This is a genomic window from Paracoccaceae bacterium, assembly GCA_033344815.1.
In the GTDB taxonomy this organism is placed as follows: domain Bacteria; phylum Pseudomonadota; class Alphaproteobacteria; order Rhodobacterales; family Rhodobacteraceae; genus Roseobacter.
The window spans coordinates 333,601-353,339 of the sequence record JAWPMR010000001.1; the positions used below are offsets into that span (position 1 = coordinate 333,601).

The window sequence follows — 19,739 nt, forward strand, 5'->3', positions numbered from 1 at the left end:
TCCTCCATCGTCTGATGGGATGACATGTGAACACCTCAGTGGCTCGACTTCACGGCGCGGGAGTATGTTGCTTCGGTCCCGATCTGTGATGGGAATTCGGAAACACTGAAATCCACTCGGTGACTTTTCCTCAGATTACTCGAAACTTGCCAAAAAACACATCTATAAGCCAGCCAGCACAAACCATAGGTCACATGGCTAAGGTTTCATTCTGATCGGGTCGTCGAACACATCCGGCGACCTTAATAAGCCCCCTTGCTGTTCAACAGGCTTAAAGGGGTTCGGAACAGGATTTTCAAGTCGAGCCAGAACGACCAATTCTCAATGTAAAACAGGTCGTGTTCATAGCGCGCTTCAAGCTTTTGCGGGTTATCGATCTCTCCTCGCCACCCATTGATTTGCGCCCACCCGGTGATGCCAGGCGGCAAACGGTGTCGCGCGGAATACCCGTCAACGATTTGCGTAAAACGTTCCTGTTGGCTCGATTGAGCTTCCACTGCATGTGGGCGCGGGCCAACAAGGGATAAATCGCCACGAAGCACATTGAAAAGCTGTGGTAACTCGTCAATCGAACTGCGCCGCAAAAACCGTCCGACATGTGTCACGCGCGGATCACCTTTCGTCACGACCTGTCTGGCGCCGGGGTCGGACATTTCTGCATACATGGACCGGAATTTGAGCACTTCGATGATCCGGTCATTATAGCCGTGACGGCGTTGACGGAACAGAACCGGACCTGGGCTTTCAAGGCGCACGGCAAGGGCTGCACAGATCAGAACAGGCCAAAGTGTCGCAAGCGCAAAAAGCGCAAAGAAGACATCAAAGAAGCGTTTAGTCATGCGACACTCAGGTGAAAAACTTCGTCGAAGCCTTTCCAGATATGGCCCGCGTCCGGGGTGCTGTGCAAAGGCGTAGTCCTTACTGTAGGTGGAAAGGCCGACTTCGACCGGCAGCACGCGGAATTCGTCCAATAGCCATTTGATCCGTTGTTCCGCCGTAAATGGCAGCGCGATGATAACAAGGTCCACTTCCGAAGCTCGCACAAAAGCAAGCAAATCGTCATAACCCCCGATTTTCGGAACCCCCAAAACCTGAGTCGGGGAACGCGCGTCATCCCGGTCATCAAAAATGCCAAATACGCGGATATCATTGCCTTGACGTTCACTCAAACCACGGATCAATCGGGCCGCCTCATCCCCGCCGCCGGCAACAACTGCACGCCGCGCAATCAAACCGGTTTCAATAACCCACCGCACAACCATTTGAGCCCCAAGCCGGGTCGGGATGATTGCAATCATCACGACAAACACTGCTGTCGGGACCGCGATGCCGGGGTTTTCCGGAGGCACAGCCATCAAGAGTCCACCAAGAGGTGCAATCGCACAAAAAATTGACCGGGAAATAAAGGCGGCACGATTCGCCATGATCGTACTGCGATAGGTTCCGATCGCGACCATGGAGGCCACAAACAGTCCGGCGGCCAGCAACGCCCATCCTGCCGCCAGAAATGGTGCAAAACTCCCTGTCACAGCAGTAGCATACAAGACAAACCAAAAAGCCAGCACAAAGACTGGAAGGTCAACACATACAGCGACACACATCAACCAAAGCGGCTCCAGCGCGCCGCGCCGCAACGCGGATGCCACATTCTTTGCCGCTTCATTCAGCCCAATCGTCTGACAATCCACATGTGCCATGGTTTTCCCCAACCCCGTTCTCCGCCAAATGTGTGTCCAACGCCCTAGACGCGGAACTCTAATGGCAATCCGTTAAAAACCCGGTAATCAGGCACTGGTGCATATGATTGCGTCTACAAGTCCTCGTATCAGATGGAAATGGACGCAGGTGACCCGTGGCAATTGGAATCCAGACAACAAACCATGAACTATTTTTAACACAAAACCATAGTGCTACACATCACTTTTAATGCGATTGGTTAAGTGAAGGTTGTATTGGCGTGATTGAACTATTGTCGGTCGTGTGGATCTGGCAAAAGCCCAAGTCAACAAGTCCAGTCAGGTACTCTTCAAGAACACCACACGCGACGCGTCGGTGATTTAGCAGCAATTATCCTAACATCGGTTGCCATTACTTGCGCAAATACTGTCAATTTCGCGGGAAAAGTCATGAACGATGTCGCAAACGCAGGACCTTGAGCACGCGCAACTGATAAAACGGCAGCGATCCCCAAAGAAATGCGCAACCCCGCCACCAAATTGGAAAATGTAAATGTCAGCCGCAGACTTCCCGATGTCACGCATCAGCCAATTTACCTTCGACCTTCAAAGCCACCAGATACCGGTCGATGTCGTTAAAACGGTGCGCCTTCTGCTTCTGGACACGATGGGCATCTGGATTGCCGCGACACCTATGGAGGCGGGAAAACTGGCACGGGAAACGTCTTACCGTCTTTACAACACGGCGGTTGCACATGACTGCTCCACCATGATGTTTGATGGGCGCCGCGCCAGCAGTGCGGGCGCCGCATTTGCTGGTGCTACGCAGATTGATAATCTGGACGGGCACGACGGATATAATCCCACAAAAGGCCACATCGGTGTTGCAGTTGTACCAAGCCTTTTTGCAATGGCGGAGCATATTCCATACCTCTCCGGCCTTGACGCACTGGCCGCACTCATCGTCGGGTATGAAGTCGCAGGGCGAGCGGGTATTGCGTTGCATGAGACGGTCTCAGATTATCACACATCAGGTGCCTGGAACGGCCTTGGCGTAGCCGCAATGGCTGCGCGCCTCAGAAACAGCTCACCAGAACAATTGCGCGAGGCGCTTGGTATCGCCGAATATCACGGGCCGCGGAGCCAGATGATGCGCGAAATCGCCAATCCAACAATGCTTCATGACGGATCCGGCATGGGCGCGCTGGTCGGCCTTTCTGCAATTATCATGGCAGAAATGGGGTATGCAGGTGCGCCCGCCATTACAGTAGAAGCAGATGACGTGTCGCCTTACTGGGCGGACCTCGGCACGTTCTGGCAAACGGCGCATCAATATATCAAACCCTATCCAATATGCCGCTGGGCCCATGCCGCTATCGATGGTGCAGGAGAGGTTTGCACCGCACACAACCTGCGTCCAGAGCACATAAAATACATCGAGATACGCAGCTTTCACAACGCGGTGCAGCTTTTTTCAGGCATGCCCGAAACCACGTCGATGGCCCAGTATTCATTGCCGTTTGCAGTTGCGAACATGATCGCGCATGGGCAGATCGGGCTGGAGCATATTTCAGGCAAGGGCCTTTGCGATCCGGTTGTGGCGGAACTGGTTGCCAAGACCAAGATGGTCGAAGACGCACGCCACGAAAGCCGTTTCCCGGCTGGCCGCTGGGCGGATGTCACTTTGCATTTGCACGACGGACGGATCCTGGCATCCGGTGATACCCACGCCCGGGGCGGTCCGGAAAGACCATTCTCCGAAACGGATATCATCGACAAATATATGGCGTTCGCAGTTCCCGTACTGGGGAAAAACCGCGCCGTCATTATCCGCGATACCATTCTGGCGCTGGACAGCCCGACCGCCCGATTGGCCGACCTGACCCGACATCTTGTTGCGCCACCCTGATCCCTTTGCCTGGTTGGTAATACCCATATGGTGTTTCGGGTGTCCGGTGCTCGAATCCTGGCTGGTGAACTTGGCCCAGTCGATCTGCAAGGCGACATATGCCGGTGCAGACCCGATAGAGTTATCGCCAGGAGACAAAGGGTTTTCTCGCCAGTGTTCGCCGCCTGCGACCAAAATGAAGAGCCTCAAAGTGCACCCCCTTGCCGGCCACATTATGCCAAATAACTTCTTGAAAGAAATCCAGCCTCACGATTGACTGGTTCACGACCCTCCCAACGCGGCCAATTGAACATTATGCCTTGTTGCGTGGGTGCAAGGCGTTCTTTCGCCGGTTCCAAGAACGCGGGGCTCAATGTCTTTGTTGCCTCATGCTTTTGGGCGACCGCTTCTGTATCCAAGCCCTTTTTTCCAGTCACATTTGGCGCAACCCCAAAACAGAAGGTGCACCGTTTCAAAGGAAAAGGCTCTCCCGAACACCCTAGACACTTTGTCACGCGTTCAGACGCCTCGCACGATTGTGTCGAAACGCATGGTTTTGCCGACGAATTATCCACAGATCGCATGACTCTCGTCCAGAATTCTGCCGTCTTGCATGGACCCGACGGCGCAGGCGTGCGAGGTTTCACTTTGGCGCAACGGCGCGATTGGCAGATGCCCAGCAAGCACAGGTGAACCTATGCAAAAAAACCCGACCGTGATGTTGCATACAGATAACCCGATGTCTGCGCGTGACGCTATCGAGGCCGCACATCCAGACCTGTCTTTGCTAACCTGTGACAGCTATTCTGCCCTGCCCGATATGATAGAGCACCATCGCCCCGAAGTCATTTTTTCGGTGCGCTTTGCCGGTACGCCCGAGTTTCCGAGCGACGCCATTATTCAAAGCACAACAGTGCGTTGGGTATCGGTTGGTGGGTCAGGCACCGATCATCTGGGCACCTGGGATCCCGCGCACCTAACGGTGACAAATGCAGCCGGTGTGGCTTCAGACATGATGGCGGAATATACGTTGGGTGCGATGTTGCACTTTTCACTGGATTTTGATGGATTCAACAAAGCCAAGACTGCGCGGATGTGGCAAGCTGGCAGCGTCACCCCGATAGCAGGCCAGCGGGTCTTGATCCTCGGGCTTGGTCACACCGGCGTCGCAGTCGCTGCGCGCTGCAAGGCCATGGGGCTGCACGTGACCGGCGTGCGCGCCCATCCTGCACCAACCGACGCGGTGGATGACGTGTGTGCTGTGAGCGCCCTCCCGGATCTCTGGGAAAAGGCGGATTTCGTTGTGATATGCGTGCCACTTCTGGACAGCACGCGTGGGATGGTCGATGCATCCGCGATCAAAGCGATGAAACCCGGTGCGGTCGTGATTGATGTTTCGCGAGGCGGTGTCTGCGATCAGATCGCATTGGCTGGTGCTCTTAAACAAGGTCATCTGAAAGGCGCTGCCTTGGATGTTTTTGAAGTTGAGCCGCTGCCCAAAGACAGCCCTTTCTGGGATCTGGAAAATGTGATTGTGACTCCGCATTGCGCGTCTGTCTATGAGGGTTGGGAGATGAACTCAGTTGCGATGTTTTGCGAAAACCTGACACGCTACCGAAACGGCAAGCCATTGCGGAACACTGTGAACCCGACAAGAGGTTACTAGGCCACGCAGGTTTTCTTGCATCAGATGTTTAAGGGATGCCTGTGTTAACGCCGCTATCAATGGCCCCTTGAAGGGAACCATTGATCAAAACACATACCTGCGCATGTGCCGCGCGTAGTTTCAGTTCAAACCCTGTGCTTCGGGGTCGCTGTCACGGTATTTCTGCAAAGAGTCACCCACCACAGAAAATTTGCGTCGGAAGTGAGTCAAAGGAATGCCCGACTGGTCCATGAAAACCCGACGCCGCTCACTGATTGATGGAAATTCTGACGCAGGACACGGCTCAAAGATCGCGCTTTCCTCGCGGCGAGACGGTCTTCGCACTTATAGTATTCCAATACGCTTTCCTGGAAACCGTAAGGGTTACAGTTGATCGAATAGAACACCCGGCAACCCATCATGACGCGGGCATTTCAATGCACGCATCACCTCGAAAACCATCGCCTGGTTGGAGGTCACGACGGGTTTGCCAAGCGCCGTTTCAATGCGTTCAATGGCCTCAACCGACCGCATATCGGTGCATGACAAGACGATGGCCTGCGCCTCCGTGTGATCCGCCCGCAGCGCGAGATCAAAAACGTCGTCAGGTGTCAATTCGCCCTGCCCATAGTTATCAAGGATGCGGCCAATATCGGCGCGCTGCACAACCTTTATGCCCGCGCCACGCAAGAACCTTTCCGCCTGATCGTTGATTTCACCCAGATAGGGTGAAGCAAAACCCACGCGCGTGACATCAAGCGCCCGCAGGGCTGCCACCAACGCCCCCGCAGCGGTAATGGAGATCGCCCCGGAGCCGGTCTTCATGCGCGCGGCCAGATCCCGGTCAAACCTGCTGCCATGGGTGAGCGTGGCAGAGGTACAGCCGTATAAAACGATGGCTGGTCGCACACCGGACAACAAGCGCAATGTCTCTGAGATATCCGAGGCTCCCAGACCTGCCATCTGGTCGGAGCCGGGTATTTCATCAACATCATACCCACCCATCCGCGCAAAATGCACCGTGCATCCGGGCGGGCAAAGCGCCATCATGTCAGGTTCAAGATTACAGTTTGTGAAGGGCACCAGCACGCCAATCCTAGCCCCCGATCGGTCAAGAATCATGGGTTTCATCCTGCTGTTTGATTAGAATTTCCGCGACTTTGTCCATAACGTCGGCGCGCCCGATGGTGGCGCGCAGGCATTCGGGCAATCCATAACCGGCCATGCCGCGCAGCAAATAGCCGCTGTTGCGCAAGGCGTCATTGGCATGTGCAGCAGCCGCCGCACCAGCGAATTTGATCAAGACGAAATTGGTATGGCTCCGGGGCACGCTCAAACCGGCGCCGCGCAGACGTTCGACGAAACGCGATCTGATCTGTGCCGTCTGATGCACCACATTTAACATGTGGGATTGATCACGCATTGCAGCAGCCGCCATATCCTGACTGAAGTGCGTGACATTGTTGGGGTTCAGCAGTTTGCGCACCTCATCCGCAACAAGGGATGGAAAACATCCCCATCCGACACGGGCTGCGGCAAGCCCGTAGGCTTTGGAGAAAGTCCGGGTGATCAACGTATTGCCATGGTCGACAAGTTGGAAAAGAACCCTGTGATCCTGATCGTCAAACTCGCCATATGCCTGATCAATCACCAGCAAAACGGCTTCAGGCAAGGAAGCGCGCAGGCGCAGGATATCCGAGTTCAGGATCCGTGTTCCCGTTGGATTTCCGGGATTGCACAGGAACACAATGCGCGTGGCAGGGGTAACCGCGTTGAGCAATTCATCCACCGATACAGTCAACTCTGGTTCCAGCGCCTGGACGTAACGGGCACCCGCCTGCTGACAGGCGGTCGCCACAAAAAGGTATCCATATTGGCTGCCCACTACTTCATCCCCCGCCCCGGCGAACCCCCGAATGAGGCATCCGATCAATTCCATCGAACCCGCCCCGCATAAAATGCTGTCTGTGGCCAGCCCATGCACGGATGCGATGGCCATGCGCAGGTCCTGCCAGTCCGGATCAGGATAAAGCGGGGACCGGGCCAGTGCCGCCTGCCCTGCCTCCAGTGCCGCGGGGCTGGTTGGAAATGCACTTTCGTTTTGCGCAAGGGATACCGCATTTGCGTCCCCAAGATCCGCCAGCGCATAGCTGGCCATAGCCGCAACACTTGGAACCGGGCGGATCATGACGATCGCCCATAGTCGCGGACTGCAGCCGCAGCGCTGACAATGCCGCCGGCCAGATCCTCCGCCAACTGCGTCGAGTCACGATGCGCCGGATCACCAAACCCGCCACCGCCGGGGGTGTCAAAGATCAGGCGCTCCCCGGGTTCCACCCGCAACTGGCACTTTCCCGGAATGTCCTTGTCGCGGCCCTGCACACGGATGCGCCCTGCGGCGCCGGCACAGCCCCCCGCACGCCCCGCCGCCGGGTTGTTCAGCCGTTCCACTGACAAGAACACCAAAAACGGCTCATCAATGGAGGAGGTCAATTCGATCCTTTGGCCCAAACCACCGCGGAACTGCCCTGCACCCCCGGAATCTGGTATCAATTCGCGCCGCCAGATTGTTACCGGAGCGGTCGCTTCAGTGATTTCGACCTGACTGCCAAAAACCCCGGATGGGAAAGCCGTTGTGGACAACCCATCCGATGTGGGCCTGGCTCCCGTGCCCCCGTTGTGGACAAGCTCGACCGCAAAGGCACGCCGACCTTCGCGGATCGCATCAGCTGTATGCCGCATTGGCAGATCATACATGCAGGATGCGCCCTCGGCTGGAACGCGCCCAGGCAACGCCTGATGCAAACACCCCAGAACCAGATCCGGCGTCATTTGTCCCAGTGTGTGGCGCATGGCCACGGGTGCCGGACGTTGTGCATTCAGGATGCAGTTTGGCGGTCCTGTCACCACAAACGGATCAAGCGATCCTGCATTGTTGGGAATGTCCGGGCCGATGATGCAGCGCATCGCAAACACAGAGTATGCCGCTGCATAGTTCAAGGGCACATTGATGCCCTTACCAGAACACCCCGATGTGCCCGCAAAATCCAAATGCAATTGGTCCGGCAGGACGGTCAACGTGGCCTTCAGCGTGAGTGGCGTTTCATACCCGTCCAGCGTCATTTCGTTGCAGTAAACGCCGGGCGGCACCTCGGCGATGGCGTCAAGCGTGCCGCGCCGGGACGTGTCGATGATATAGGTCGACAGCGCCTCCAGATCCTTCAGGTCATAGTCATCCATCATGGATACCAGCCGCGCGGCACCCGCTTCACAACAGGCAATCAGCGCATAAATGTCGCCCTCATTCGCGATCGGTTCGCGGGAATTGGCGCGCACGATATCCATCAGCAAGGCGTTGACCGCTCCCTGATCGACCAATTTGCACGGCGGGATCAAAAGGCCTTCATCATAGATGTCAGAGCCTTCCGGCCCCATACCTAACCCGCCAAGATCCACCAGATGCGACGTGCAAGAAGTATAGCCAATGACATGACCGGCCTTGAAGACGGGCATCATCAGCAGAAAATCGTTCAGATGCCCTGACGCCAGCCAGGGATCATTGGTCATGTAAACATCACCGGGCTTCATGCTCTGGGCGGGAAACCGTGTGCGCAGGGTCTTGACCGCCTCCGCCATGGTATTGATATGGCCCGGCGTGCCGGTCACTGCCTGTGCCAGCATCTGCCCCTGCGCATCGAAAATTCCCGCAGAAATGTCACCGCATTCACGTACAATTGGCGAAAATGCCGCGCGGATCAGCGTTTGTCCCTGTTCTTCGACAACCGCCAACAGTCGGTTCCACATGACTTGCAAGCGGGCAGGAGAAATCACGGTCATGGCATCACCTTTCTGGACAATATCAGATTGCGATGACCGTCCACGCAGAGCGAGAAATCCGCACCGACAAATGTCGTGGTCTGGGGTTCTGCTATGAGAACGGGTCCCTCTAGCGTGTCGCCCGGTACAAGGGTCGAACGGTCGATAAAATTTGCACGACGGGCCCTGCCCGTGACATCGCAATAGAGTTCGCGTGTTTGATCAGGTGTGATCATGCGCGGTTCATGGGCTTTGATCGGATTCCGTGTCGCCGCAGCGGCAGTTGAGACGTGAACGGACCAATTCAGAATTTCGATGATCATGCCGGGCACTGGTCTTGAGAACTGCCGCGCATAGGCCGTCTCGAAAGCTTCGCGCAATGATGCCACGTCTTCAAGCCTCAAAGCGCGGTTTGGCAGCTCGATCTCTATTTCATGCCCCTGCCCGTGGTAGCGCATGAAGGCGATGCGTCGCGTTGTGATGTCACCCGCTGCATCGCCCTGACGCACAATGATCAAAGCCTCGGCCGTGATCTGGTCCAGCAAAGGGTTGACCGCACTGAGGTCCAGGCGGCTCAACACTTCATATCGGCTGCGGATGATTTCAAAGGACACAGGCGCAAAAAGGAACCCGACGGCGGAACCAACACCCGGGTTCAAGGGCACCAGAATGCGCTCGATGCCAGCGCTGCGGGCCACACGACACGCGTGCAACGGCCCGTTGCCACCGAAGGCAATCATTGTGCGCGCGCTCAGATCCTTGCCGGACTCGACCGCATGGGTGCGCGCAGCGCTCGCCATGCTTTCATCAACGATCCGGCTGACACCATCCGCTGCCCCGAATGCATCAAGCGCCAGCGGCGCGCCAATGCGATCCTCCAGCACGTCTTGCGCGGCCCGCACGTCTATGTCGATGTGCCCCTCGGCAAAGCTTTCAGGCTGAATATATCCAAGCGCGATATCGGCATCACTGACTGTGGGATCCGTTCCGCCATGACCGAAGGCCACTGGACCGGGTTCAGAACCTGCACTTTTCGGGCCCACAGTAAGGCGCCCCAACCGGTCGATATCTGCGATAGACCCGCCGCCAGCGCCAATTTCGATCATCTCGATCACCGGGATCCGCGCCGGCATCCCGGACCCTTTGACAAAACGCGCCGCCCGGTTGATTTCGAATTGGCGGGCATTTTGCGGCCTCCCATCATCTATCAGACACAGCTTTGCCGTGGTGCCCCCCATATCAAAGGACAACACGTCACTCAGCCCGTTTTCCGTCGCGATATGTGCGGCTAATATCGCCCCGCCCGCCGGACCACTTTCAACCAGTCGGATTGGAAACTGTGCAGCCGTTTGCAGCGTCGTCATACCCCCGCCTGCCGTCATCATCAAAATCGGGCAGGTCAGTCCGTTCTGTGCAAAAAGGGCGGCAAAGGAACCAAGATACTGGGCCATCATGGGTTGAATGTAGGCATTGGCGATAGTGGTGCAGAGGCGATCAAACTCCCGCGCCTCCGGGCTGACCTCAGAGCTGATTGAAGTAACAAGATCGGGCCGGGCAGCCTGCAGCAGATCGCGCAGCCTTTCTTCATGGGCAGGATTGGCATAGGCATGCAAAAGGCAAATCGCCACCGCCTCGACCTGTGCCGCATCCAACTGTCCAATCAGATCCGTCACGCAGGTTTCGTCGATCGGGATTATAACGTCGCCTGAGGCCGACATTCGTTCAGGCACAGTGAATGAACGCTCCCGGCTGACCAGAAAATCCGTCTTTTGCAGGTTGATATCATACTGGCTGTGGCGCCGTTCATAGGCGATTTCGAGTACATCGCGAAAACCATCTGTTGTGATTGTCGCAACGCGCGCACCACGTTTTTCGATCAGCGCATTTGTCGCAAGCGTGGTGCCATGGATGAAGCCAACGACATCGCCAATCTCAGCTTGTGCCACATCAAGCGCCCGCGCTGCGCCCTGCATCGCGCCAAGCGCCGGATCCTTGTGGGTGGTAAGTGTCTTTGTGGAGGCGACAACCTGATCGGATTGATCAAAGATCACCGTATCCGTGAATGTGCCGCCAATATCGATGGCCAGTCTGAGCTGTGGCGTGAGTGACATGGAGTAAGTCCAGCATAAGGATCAGGAAAATCGATACCTTGCATGGACTTATGGGCGACCAGATCACAGCCGGTTTCACGCCGCATCATCGGGTCTTTGATCCAGCGTATTGCCGTCACTGCCGTCAGCATATCTTAACGACTCCCGTTCCCTTCTGGTCCGATCCAGAGCCATCAACTCTGACCATTCGCATGCCGCTTGGCTTGCGCGACTCTCATGAATCGATGTGACGTCACATCACCGAAATTTGCAACGTTTTTTGACCCTGAAATGGGGTGGCCCAAGAAACGACCTGTTTCACCGCGCTTAGGGCACATCTTGCACGAGAAGGAAAAACTGGTAGGGGCAGTGTCAATGAAATTCGCCGCGTCATCCGGTTGAGAGAACGGTTAATTTTCGCGGCGCGGATAGTTTGATAGGCGAGCAACGCTTTGCGGTAGGTTCATGGTTGATGAAAGACGGTGCCGACATAGAGAACTTCACCGAAAAGGAAGACTGCGGCCTCAGGAGCAAAGACTTGCCGGAGACACGGCGCGCGACCGGCAACACGGATGATCTCAAGGGATGCTGCTTTGGGCCGATGGCCCTTGAGCTCGCAGCCTTGTTTGATGTGGTCTCGCAGAAGGATCATGTTCGCAGGCGCGGCCTTTGCGGTCGACTGGTACGTTGATCGACTTGAGCACGATACACCATGATCTGGTTGACTTTGGCACCCACGCAATCCGCCATCAATGAACCGGGAACTTTTGATCCGCCTGTTTTCGATTGCCAAACTTAACCGTTGCATCGACGCGAAAGGACAAGCTGACATCAGCTCTTGAACCGAGCCGAAGCCGCATGATCCGACACTGGTATGATACGTCGGACGCGAAGTAGCTCACATCATTCCCCTTCTGAAAAAACCAACCGGAGAGATAGTGTATGGTTTCGCACGGCTGCGAAGGAGAGGCTGAGACTGGCTCATAAACCCGCCCAGAAAGGCGCGCTCAAACAGCCCATAGGCCGTGGTTCGGATCCCACCGCAGGTCAACCAAGATCGTTACCACGCCCCCCCCCCCGCAGGCGCTCTATGCTTGACCAAATCGAGACTGGCTCTTTGCTTTATGGGCACGCAGAAAGGTGATCTTAGCTTTAATGCGCCTTCATTAAGTTTTCACCAGTTATCAAGCCCTGAAGCGCCGGTTCACCCGATTGCCCATTTACCAAAAGGGCGACCAGTGGCGTTCATACCGCGGATAGAGCGCCTATTCGCATCTGACAATGCAACGCCCGTTTTCATGCACAAGACATGTGTTATCGCCTTCTGGTAGCGTAACAAAGTGCGTCATACGCGCATGCGCGGGACCTCCAGGGGGTCCAATCGAAGCTCAATCAACATCGGTCCGCTCCGGTGCTGGAGTGCTTCAATGGCAGCCTCCAGTTGCTCTGTCGAGCGCACCTCAACGCCCTCCCCGCCCAGAGACTTTGCAATTTTGGCGAAAGACGGCCAATGGAACTCGGTCAGGCCTGGGTCCATCTTGCGGTCAACAAACTGAATGTGTTCGGCCCCATAGGCGGAATCATTTGCGATAATGACGATTAAGTCCAATCCAAGCCGCACAGCGGTGTTAAACTCGTTGATCCCGCCCATCATAAAGCCACCATCACCGCTGAACAGGACAACCGGGCGATTGGGGGCCGCAAGTCCTGCGCCCACAGCTTCCTGTAAGCCCAGCCCAATTGCGCCGAAGTTCACGCTGCTGATAAAGCTCTCTGGATTGGAGACGGAAATTCTGCACCAAACCTCCGTCATGAATCGGCCACCATCCGTCACGAGGACGCGATCTTTCGGCAGCGCTTCTTCCAACCGCTCCAACGCATGAATGTAGTTTATGAAGCCCTCGGAAGTTTTATATGCTGGTGCCGGATGCCTTGTCAGGCGTGCAACTTCCAATTCTCTGGTGAAGCCGCTTGACGGAACTTCTGCTTCGTTCAACCAAAACAGTATTGTCTCAGCGGTAAGCCCTGCATCCGCCACAAGCGCTGCGTCCGGATGTAGACCACCACCAATCGCCGTCGGGTTGGCATCAATTTGTATAACCCGCTTGTCGTTCATCAATTTGCCACGGTCTGTCGTAAAATCATTCAGTGCGGTCCCAAAGCAGATGATGCAATCCGATTGAGCCATTAAATCATAGGCGGCAGGTGTCGAAAGCGTGCCAAAAATATCAATGTTATTCGGGTGGTCGTTGAACAACCCCTTGGCCTTTAACGTGGTCGCTAACGGGGCCTCCAGCCGGTCGGCCAGCCGAACCAATGTATCGCGCGCTGCCACGGCGCCCCCACCCGCGAGGATCAACGGACGCCGCGCCGAAGCAATCATCCCAATTGCATTGTCGAGGGTTTCGCCCTCCGCGACACCACCCGGCTTGGTAAAAACGTCGAGCACTTGCATGTCATACTTTGCCTGCTGCCACATGTAGTCGGCGGGCATGTTCAATACCACCGGGCGCCGTTCGACCCGGGCGCGATAGAACGCCCTTGCGACGTCTTTGCCAACTGTTTCCGGGGTGCGCAGCTGTTCAAAACCGGCGCCGGTCACTTTGACAAGTTCACGTTGATCGATACTTTGCAAATGGCGCGGGTTGTCGGCGGCGGTATCTCCTGCAAGTACAACCAGAGGGGAATGCCCGCGTACGGCCTCCGTCAATGCGGTGGTGCAATTGGAAAGCGCAGGCCCATGGGTTACAGTTGCCACCCCAACATTTCCCGAGACATGTGCATAAGCAGACGCCATAAGGATTGTGCTGCCCTCATGTGCTGCTGGCACAAACCGTCCTCTGAACTCCCGTACGAAACTATCCACCATGAAAAGATTGGCATCTCCCATGAGCCCAAACATCGTTGTTACGCCGTGGTCATGGACCGCGCGTGCAATGAGTTCGTGCACGTGGTTTTGACTCTTCATCGGGCCGACCTCCGTGGCGTTTTCCGGTTAGGTGTTTTTGGACGTCTGCATCAAAGAGACGATATCCTTGCTTCACAGGCAAATCGCACCCAATATGGTTGCCTACAAACTATATCCGGTAAATTTTACCTCATTATTACGGCAGGCAGGCAAATTTATGCTCGACACATTCGAGAAACTCATTCTGAAGGTCTTGCAACGGAATGGGCGCGCAAGCACGCAAGAGCTTTCAGATGCCGTTGGTTTGTCAAACTCCCCCTGCTGGCGGCGTGTCAAGCGGTTGGAGGAGGACGGGTACATCACGCGTTACGCCGCGATCTTGGATGGGAAAAAGCTGGGTCTGCATGCGCTTGCACATGTCCAGGTTTCGCTCGTTGATCATAGTGAAACCTCCGTTGAAACATTTCGAGCCTTTGTCGAGAGAAACGAGCAAGTGCTGGAGTGCGCCTCCATCACGGGCGATTTCGACTTCATTCTGAAAGTTGCAGCAACTGATCCAGAAGCGTTGGAGCAGTTCATCATGAACAGCCTTCTCAGGCTCGGGATTGTCCGCACAACAACGACCCTCTTTATTCTGAGGCAGATGAAGGTTTCAGGGGTACTGCCCGTCGACATGTAAACGATGCCGCATCTGGCGACATCTAACGCAAACCGTGCTGCTTGGCGCAGCAAAGTTCACCTTGCACGCATTTTGTAGAAAGATCTTGTCCCAGATCGCGACTGTAACCCTTCGGTCAAAAATGACTAAGAATTTGGCGAAAATGGATAAGGACGCCGGGATACGCCTATTGGACGTAAGCTCCAGCATACCGGCTGAGAACCTGATCTTGACAAGATTCACAGTGCGACTGCCTCTTTTTGTTTCCGCTGAGTAGAATTTCCAAAATTCAACTCGCTCCTTGGAGTGAGCAAAAGCCATGGTATACCGGAAGTCATTGCAGTTCCCCCAGGAGGACCGATGGAGGCAATTTCAGAACCATCCGAAAAACCATTGCAGGACGACTTACGCGCATCGGCATTGCCGGATGTCTTTGCTGGCGGTGGTATCGGATTATTGTTGGGCGCCGCCTTGAGTTTGTCTTTGACGCCGGTCATTGCAGGTTTCATCAGCGCGCTGACGTCCATGCTCGCCGTTCTTCTGAGCCTTGACGGCAGTTCTAGTGGAAAACGGATGTTGCGGGTGAATGCGCTGCGGATCGGCGCTTTTGGGTTTGCGACAGTGATCGGCCTGACGGCGGGGTTGTATGTCCGCACCAGCGAACCATTCAAACCAACACCCGCTGAAGTGACCCGCCTTTGGCAAGAGGCGTTGCCTGAAAACCCCACCTTGGCGAAACAGATCGCGCTCTACGAACGTGCTGCCCTTCAACCTGCCACATGGGCTTACATCGAGGGGGAAACGGGCACCGAAGCGGCAATTGATGAAACGCGGCGATTGATAACCGCCTCGGCGTTGCAATCCTCGCAAACCGATACCTCCAGCTTTGACTGCAGCGACCTCGACCCCAATATCCCTGGCGTAAATACGGTTGACGCAGTGGCGAAATACAAAGCGGCTGATGCACCCGAGCTGGTTCGCTCGCTGGGCGCCGGGATTGACTCGCTGTCCGACCCTGACAAGGTCAGGGCCTTGGAAATGGCCTTTGACCTCGTCTGCCTGGTTCAAGACAAGGGCGCGCTTTTTCCGCCTCGCAAAGACCAATGATGCGCCGCACTCGGATCTTGCCAACCGCGGTCACGATCTGCCTCCTCGCGACTTCTGCTCTCGGAGAGGCAGATCGCAAGAGTGCGCATTCTGTTGTCAAAATCACCTGTAAAACGGGCGAGAACGGTTCGATGAAGGCAACAGGGTTCGTGTGGCCTGAAAAGGGTTATGTGGTAACCGCCCTGCACGCTGTCGCGGGATGCACGGATGTGACAGTGACCAGCGAGGGCGCGCGTCAGAAAACGCGCATCCAATCAATGGAGAGTGTTAATCTGGAGGCGGATTTGGCGCTCCTGCGTCTCGAAAACGACATGGGGCTTCTGCCGGTTCCGTTTGCCGAAACCGGGCCTGCCCTGCGAGATCGTCACTCCATCTGGGGATATCCCGCCTACGCCGAATATATGGAAGACCGCGGCGTCGATTTCTCCCGAGGCCTGAGCGATGAACTACTTACGCTTGGAAGTGCATTTTCATCGCGTGACCTGCGTTCGCTCTTTCGGACGCAGGACTATCCGACGCGGCGCACGCAGATCTTGCGGGTCACCTCAACCACACAGCCGGGTCATTCCGGCGCGCCAATATTCGACGCCGAAGGCCGAGTCGTCGCGATACACAATGGCGGCCTCAAAGGCGGCTGGCTTGGCATGAACTGGTCGATACCCGCGCATATCTACTTACCCGGGCTCCCCGGTTCGGAGGATCCTGCGCCAGGTGAAATCTCGGAATGGGCTGCCCTACAGAGCGCCGTATCTATTGACGCGCGGGACACTGTCGTCATCACAGGTAAGGATCGCAAACCCGGTGGCGATGCGCAGTCAGATCAGGGCTGGCACTATGTTGGCTGGGTTTCGCTGGATGCCATCGAGGAACACTATGAACTTTCTGGCATCACCGGTCTCGACGACAGTTTCGATGTCATTCGTGAAGTTCATAACGAACAATACGCTTTTGAAAGTGTCGGGTTTGATGTCTGGGGCTTCGCGGACAGCGCCAGCACGGTCGCCATACCGAGCAACTATGGTTTCGACGTCGATGTGGATACCAATGACATCATGTTCACCAGCGACGACGAACTCTTCGAACTGGAAGCCCGCGCCAGCCGCAGTACTTCTTTCAAGGTTGCAGTCGATGATGAAACCCAGCGCTTCTTTGACGGTTTCAATGCTTACTTCGAATGGGATACGACAGCGACACACGAGGGTATGGAACGGGACGCAGGCCTGGAATACGCCTTTCTTTCAACGCATTGCATACCTGGATATGATCGAAAGTTCCGCGATCCTGCACAGACGGACATGACGCTGGCGGTAAATGGGTCGCTTTTCCTGGGCGCGGCGCTTACCAGCTATGATGATGCTCCCTGCAATGCGCGCCAGAAGGTGACCATGGAACTGATGCGGATAGGGTTTCAGGAACTGACAGGCATTGACGGGCCGGGCGTCTACAGGGACGCCATGGATCTTGCGGCCGCACCCAGCCAACTCACCCTTGTGCGACGCGTGCCGCTGAGCGAAGTGGCGCGTGACTTTGTGGCATACGGCGATTTTGCGTGGAAACAGGACGTCTTTGCAATCAAGGCTTTGCTCGGCGAAGACGCTTTTAGTCAGGTCACCTTCGACGTCTATGAAGATGCCGTGACGAATGCGACCGTGGCCGTGCCCACGGGCATGACGCTCGCATGGAACGACGAATTGGAAATGCTGGAGACATTCAGCAAGAGCGCGCACAGCCGTCTCAATATCTCCTTGGTGCAAGCGGCATCGTTCGAGGACGCCCTTGGGGCCGAATTCAAATATTTTTCATCTGACATCTACGATCTGGCCAACTGGTCGGGCCTCGGAAGCCCGGAGGATTGCGAAAACAGCCACGTGAACGCCGATGACCTGACGGCCAAATGTACAATGTACTTGCAAGGGGAAAAGGACGGGCGATTTGCCGATATATTCTTTGCCATGTCCGTAGATCAGGATGTGTTTCTTGGAACGTCACTCCTCATTCTCGATGAAGAGAAAAATCTGACCCCAGCGCAAAGAGCCGAGCATCGCTTAATGCGAATTGCAGCGGAACATCTGTCGGATTTTGCACTGCACTGATGGCTCTGAGACTTGATGCTTGAGAGATATTCGATGTCTGGTCCGACTATTGCGGTCCGCTTCTGCGACGTTGAGAAACAAAGGTAGTGCGAGGTGACGGGTGCACCCACAAAGGCAGACCAAGCGTTTAACATCAGGCCGCGAAGAAACGGCGCGACGGTTGTCGGGGTCAGCCAGAACACATTCCGACAAAATACGACACGGCGATAGCGCGGATCGATGTGAAGCGGTCCCACGAGTTTGGGGACAGGGCTTGCGGGCTTGGCGAGATCGTCAAAGACTTTACTTGGGATGGTAATGGGCCGCGAGGCTTTGGATGAAACCGAGCCATCCATATGCCCGGGATGTATGGCTTTGTCAGACCAATGCCATGCAAGTGTCGCAGACCCCAAACACAAGACATGATATCGGCTCTTCCATCCGGAAGGCTCGAGCGTCTGACCAATGCCAATGCGACCAGATCCCGCGTAAGCGATCGACAGCGTACACGACAACCTTAGCAATGCTCAGTTGTCTGCAATGGTTTTTGAGCGCACGCAGTCTACCGGCCTGAACTACGACAGCCACTTTGAGAGTCTTCCCTTATTCGAACGACGCACGGTTGTCTGATGTTTGGCAGATTTGCTAAAGCGCTGACTTAATCTCGCGTGGATCGACATCAACGCGTTTGGACCGTTGCCACTCCGCACGGGTGAAGGTGAGGGGATCACGCAGGCGTTGTCTTGCCGCCCACGCGGCATTTCCCAGTCATGCTTGAGATATAGCCCACGTGATAAATCACGCAACCTGGTCCTGTAGTGGGGCAGTTTATCGCTCGCACGGGCTTGATACCGATATGCGACCAAAAAACATGTGCGTGGCGTCGGCCATCTTTCTGATGAAACACGATGGCGCGAGGTTGATTTTCCAGACCAAGCTTTTGCCCGATCTGATCTGCCGCACGCTCAAAACCCTCAGTTTCAATATTAACTCCTTCTGGGGGGTTGAGGCCCATGGAAAAGAAGTTGTTCTTTCACCGTGTTCCTCTGGCAATGGCATCAGCTTCATGAAACGCTTCAATAAAGTCATCGCTGGCAAAGCCCGAGACTTCGTGCAAAACCACATGATCATTGCCCCTCATCGATAGAAGATAACGAGCTAGCTACGGTGCATCGCCGCGTTCTTTCCCTTTAAGTATCATGGGCGCGGTTCCGGCATCTTACCCAACCCGTCAAAAAGATGCTGCAACTTATAACTTTATGCTAAAACTGCTAACCACAAACGTCAGCATAATCAGCATCCTGCCAATAGAATACTAACACAAAAAAACGCCCGCTTCGAAAAGCAGGCGTTTGAAATTGTCGAGCTTCTTGATCGTTCAGCGTTAGCGCTTGGAGAACTGGAAGCTCTTGCGCGCTTTGGCCTTACCGTATTTCTTCCGCTCCACGACGCGGCTGTCGCGCGTCAGGAAACCGGCCGCTTTCAGAGCGCCGCGCAAGGACGGATCATAGAGCTGTAGCGCTTTGGAAACACCGTGCTTCACCGCGCCCGCCTGACCGGAAAGACCACCACCTTTGACCGTGGCAACCACATCAAACTGATCTGTGGTACCTGTGATCGAGAACGGTTGTGCCAGGATCATCTGCAACACGGGGCGCGCAAAATATTCGTTTTGCGGTTTACCGTTCACGGTGACCTTACCGGAACCGGGCTTGATCCAGACACGCGCCACAGCGTCTTTACGTTTGCCCGTGGCATAGGAACGCCCCAGATCGTCACGTACCGGTTCACGGGCGACCACAACCTCCGCTTCGGGGGCTGCTGTTTCGAGACCTGCGGCCTGACCGAGTTCCTCGAGTGTGTTGATTTCTTCAGCCAT

General features: G+C 55.6%; 14 protein-coding genes. 7 read left to right on the plus strand and 7 right to left on the minus strand.

The window, feature by feature from the left end; genetic code table 11:
* Positions 1-242: 242 nt before the first annotated feature.
* Entirely contained in the window at positions 243-1,697 is a 1,455-nt protein-coding gene (locus tag R8G34_01615; protein MDW3221581.1) for an exopolysaccharide biosynthesis polyprenyl glycosylphosphotransferase, read from the minus strand.
* 532 nt (positions 1,698-2,229) lie between these two features.
* On the opposite strand from R8G34_01615, the gene R8G34_01620 reads away from it, so the two are divergent.
* Complete coding sequence (locus R8G34_01620) at positions 2,230-3,585, plus strand: MmgE/PrpD family protein (GenBank protein MDW3221582.1); 1,356 nt, start codon at positions 2,230-2,232, stop codon at positions 3,583-3,585.
* Between the two features lie 676 nt (positions 3,586-4,261).
* Positions 4,262-5,230, plus strand: a complete 969-nt coding sequence (locus tag R8G34_01625; protein MDW3221583.1) for a D-2-hydroxyacid dehydrogenase — start codon at positions 4,262-4,264, stop codon at positions 5,228-5,230.
* Between the two features lie 363 nt (positions 5,231-5,593).
* Here the strand turns inward: R8G34_01625 and R8G34_01630 are convergent, their stop codons facing one another.
* The 4 genes from R8G34_01630 to R8G34_01645 are packed head-to-tail and all read right to left on the minus strand — an operon-like array spanning position 5,594 to position 11,136.
* Positions 5,594-6,331 (minus strand): Asp/Glu racemase, encoded by a 738-nt coding sequence (locus R8G34_01630; GenBank protein ID MDW3221584.1) that lies wholly within the window; start codon positions 6,329-6,331, stop codon positions 5,594-5,596.
* Positions 6,321-7,397: a histidinol-phosphate transaminase gene (locus tag R8G34_01635; protein MDW3221585.1), complete on the minus strand. Its 1,077-nt coding sequence runs from the start codon at positions 7,395-7,397 to the stop codon at positions 6,321-6,323. Before R8G34_01635 ends, R8G34_01630 begins: the two co-directional genes overlap by 11 nt.
* The gene (locus R8G34_01640) at positions 7,394-9,046 is read right to left on the minus strand and encodes a hydantoinase B/oxoprolinase family protein (GenBank protein ID MDW3221586.1); all 1,653 of its coding nucleotides are present in this window, start codon (positions 9,044-9,046) and stop codon (positions 7,394-7,396) included. Before R8G34_01640 ends, R8G34_01635 begins: the two co-directional genes overlap by 4 nt.
* On the minus strand, positions 9,043-11,136 hold the full coding sequence (locus tag R8G34_01645) for a hydantoinase/oxoprolinase family protein (protein ID MDW3221587.1): 2,094 nt from the start codon (positions 11,134-11,136) through the stop codon (positions 9,043-9,045). Before R8G34_01645 ends, R8G34_01640 begins: the two co-directional genes overlap by 4 nt.
* A 451-nt stretch (positions 11,137-11,587) precedes the next feature.
* Here R8G34_01645 and R8G34_01650 point away from each other — a divergent pair, with 451 nt between their 5' ends.
* Positions 11,588-11,806 (plus strand): hypothetical protein, encoded by a 219-nt coding sequence (locus R8G34_01650; GenBank protein MDW3221588.1) that lies wholly within the window; start codon positions 11,588-11,590, stop codon positions 11,804-11,806.
* Between the two features lie 654 nt (positions 11,807-12,460).
* On the opposite strand, the gene R8G34_01655 is transcribed toward R8G34_01650, so the two are convergent.
* Positions 12,461-14,083 carry a thiamine pyrophosphate-binding protein gene (locus R8G34_01655; protein ID MDW3221589.1) on the minus strand — a complete coding sequence of 541 codons (1,623 nt, stop codon included), beginning with the start codon at positions 14,081-14,083 and terminating at the stop codon, positions 12,461-12,463.
* A gap of 157 nt (positions 14,084-14,240) precedes the next feature.
* Between R8G34_01655 and R8G34_01660 the strand changes: the two genes are divergently transcribed.
* The 4 genes from R8G34_01660 (at position 14,241) to R8G34_01675 (ending at position 19,007) form a co-directional block, all read left to right on the plus strand.
* Positions 14,241-14,702, plus strand: a complete 462-nt coding sequence (locus R8G34_01660) for an Lrp/AsnC family transcriptional regulator (GenBank protein MDW3221590.1) — start codon at positions 14,241-14,243, stop codon at positions 14,700-14,702.
* A 339-nt stretch (positions 14,703-15,041) separates the two neighbouring features.
* On the plus strand, positions 15,042-15,788 hold the full coding sequence (locus tag R8G34_01665) for a hypothetical protein (protein MDW3221591.1): 747 nt from the start codon (positions 15,042-15,044) through the stop codon (positions 15,786-15,788).
* On the plus strand, positions 15,785-17,881 hold the full coding sequence (locus R8G34_01670; GenBank protein MDW3221592.1) for a trypsin-like peptidase domain-containing protein: 2,097 nt from the start codon (positions 15,785-15,787) through the stop codon (positions 17,879-17,881). Before R8G34_01665 ends, R8G34_01670 begins: the two co-directional genes overlap by 4 nt.
* Before the next feature lie 877 nt (positions 17,882-18,758).
* Entirely contained in the window at positions 18,759-19,007 is a 249-nt protein-coding gene (locus R8G34_01675; protein ID MDW3221593.1) for a hypothetical protein, read from the plus strand.
* A 237-nt stretch (positions 19,008-19,244) separates the two neighbouring features.
* Here the strand turns inward: R8G34_01675 and rpsI are convergent, their stop codons facing one another.
* Positions 19,245-19,739 (minus strand): 30S ribosomal protein S9, encoded by a 495-nt coding sequence (gene rpsI, locus R8G34_01680; GenBank protein ID MDW3221594.1) that lies wholly within the window; start codon positions 19,737-19,739, stop codon positions 19,245-19,247.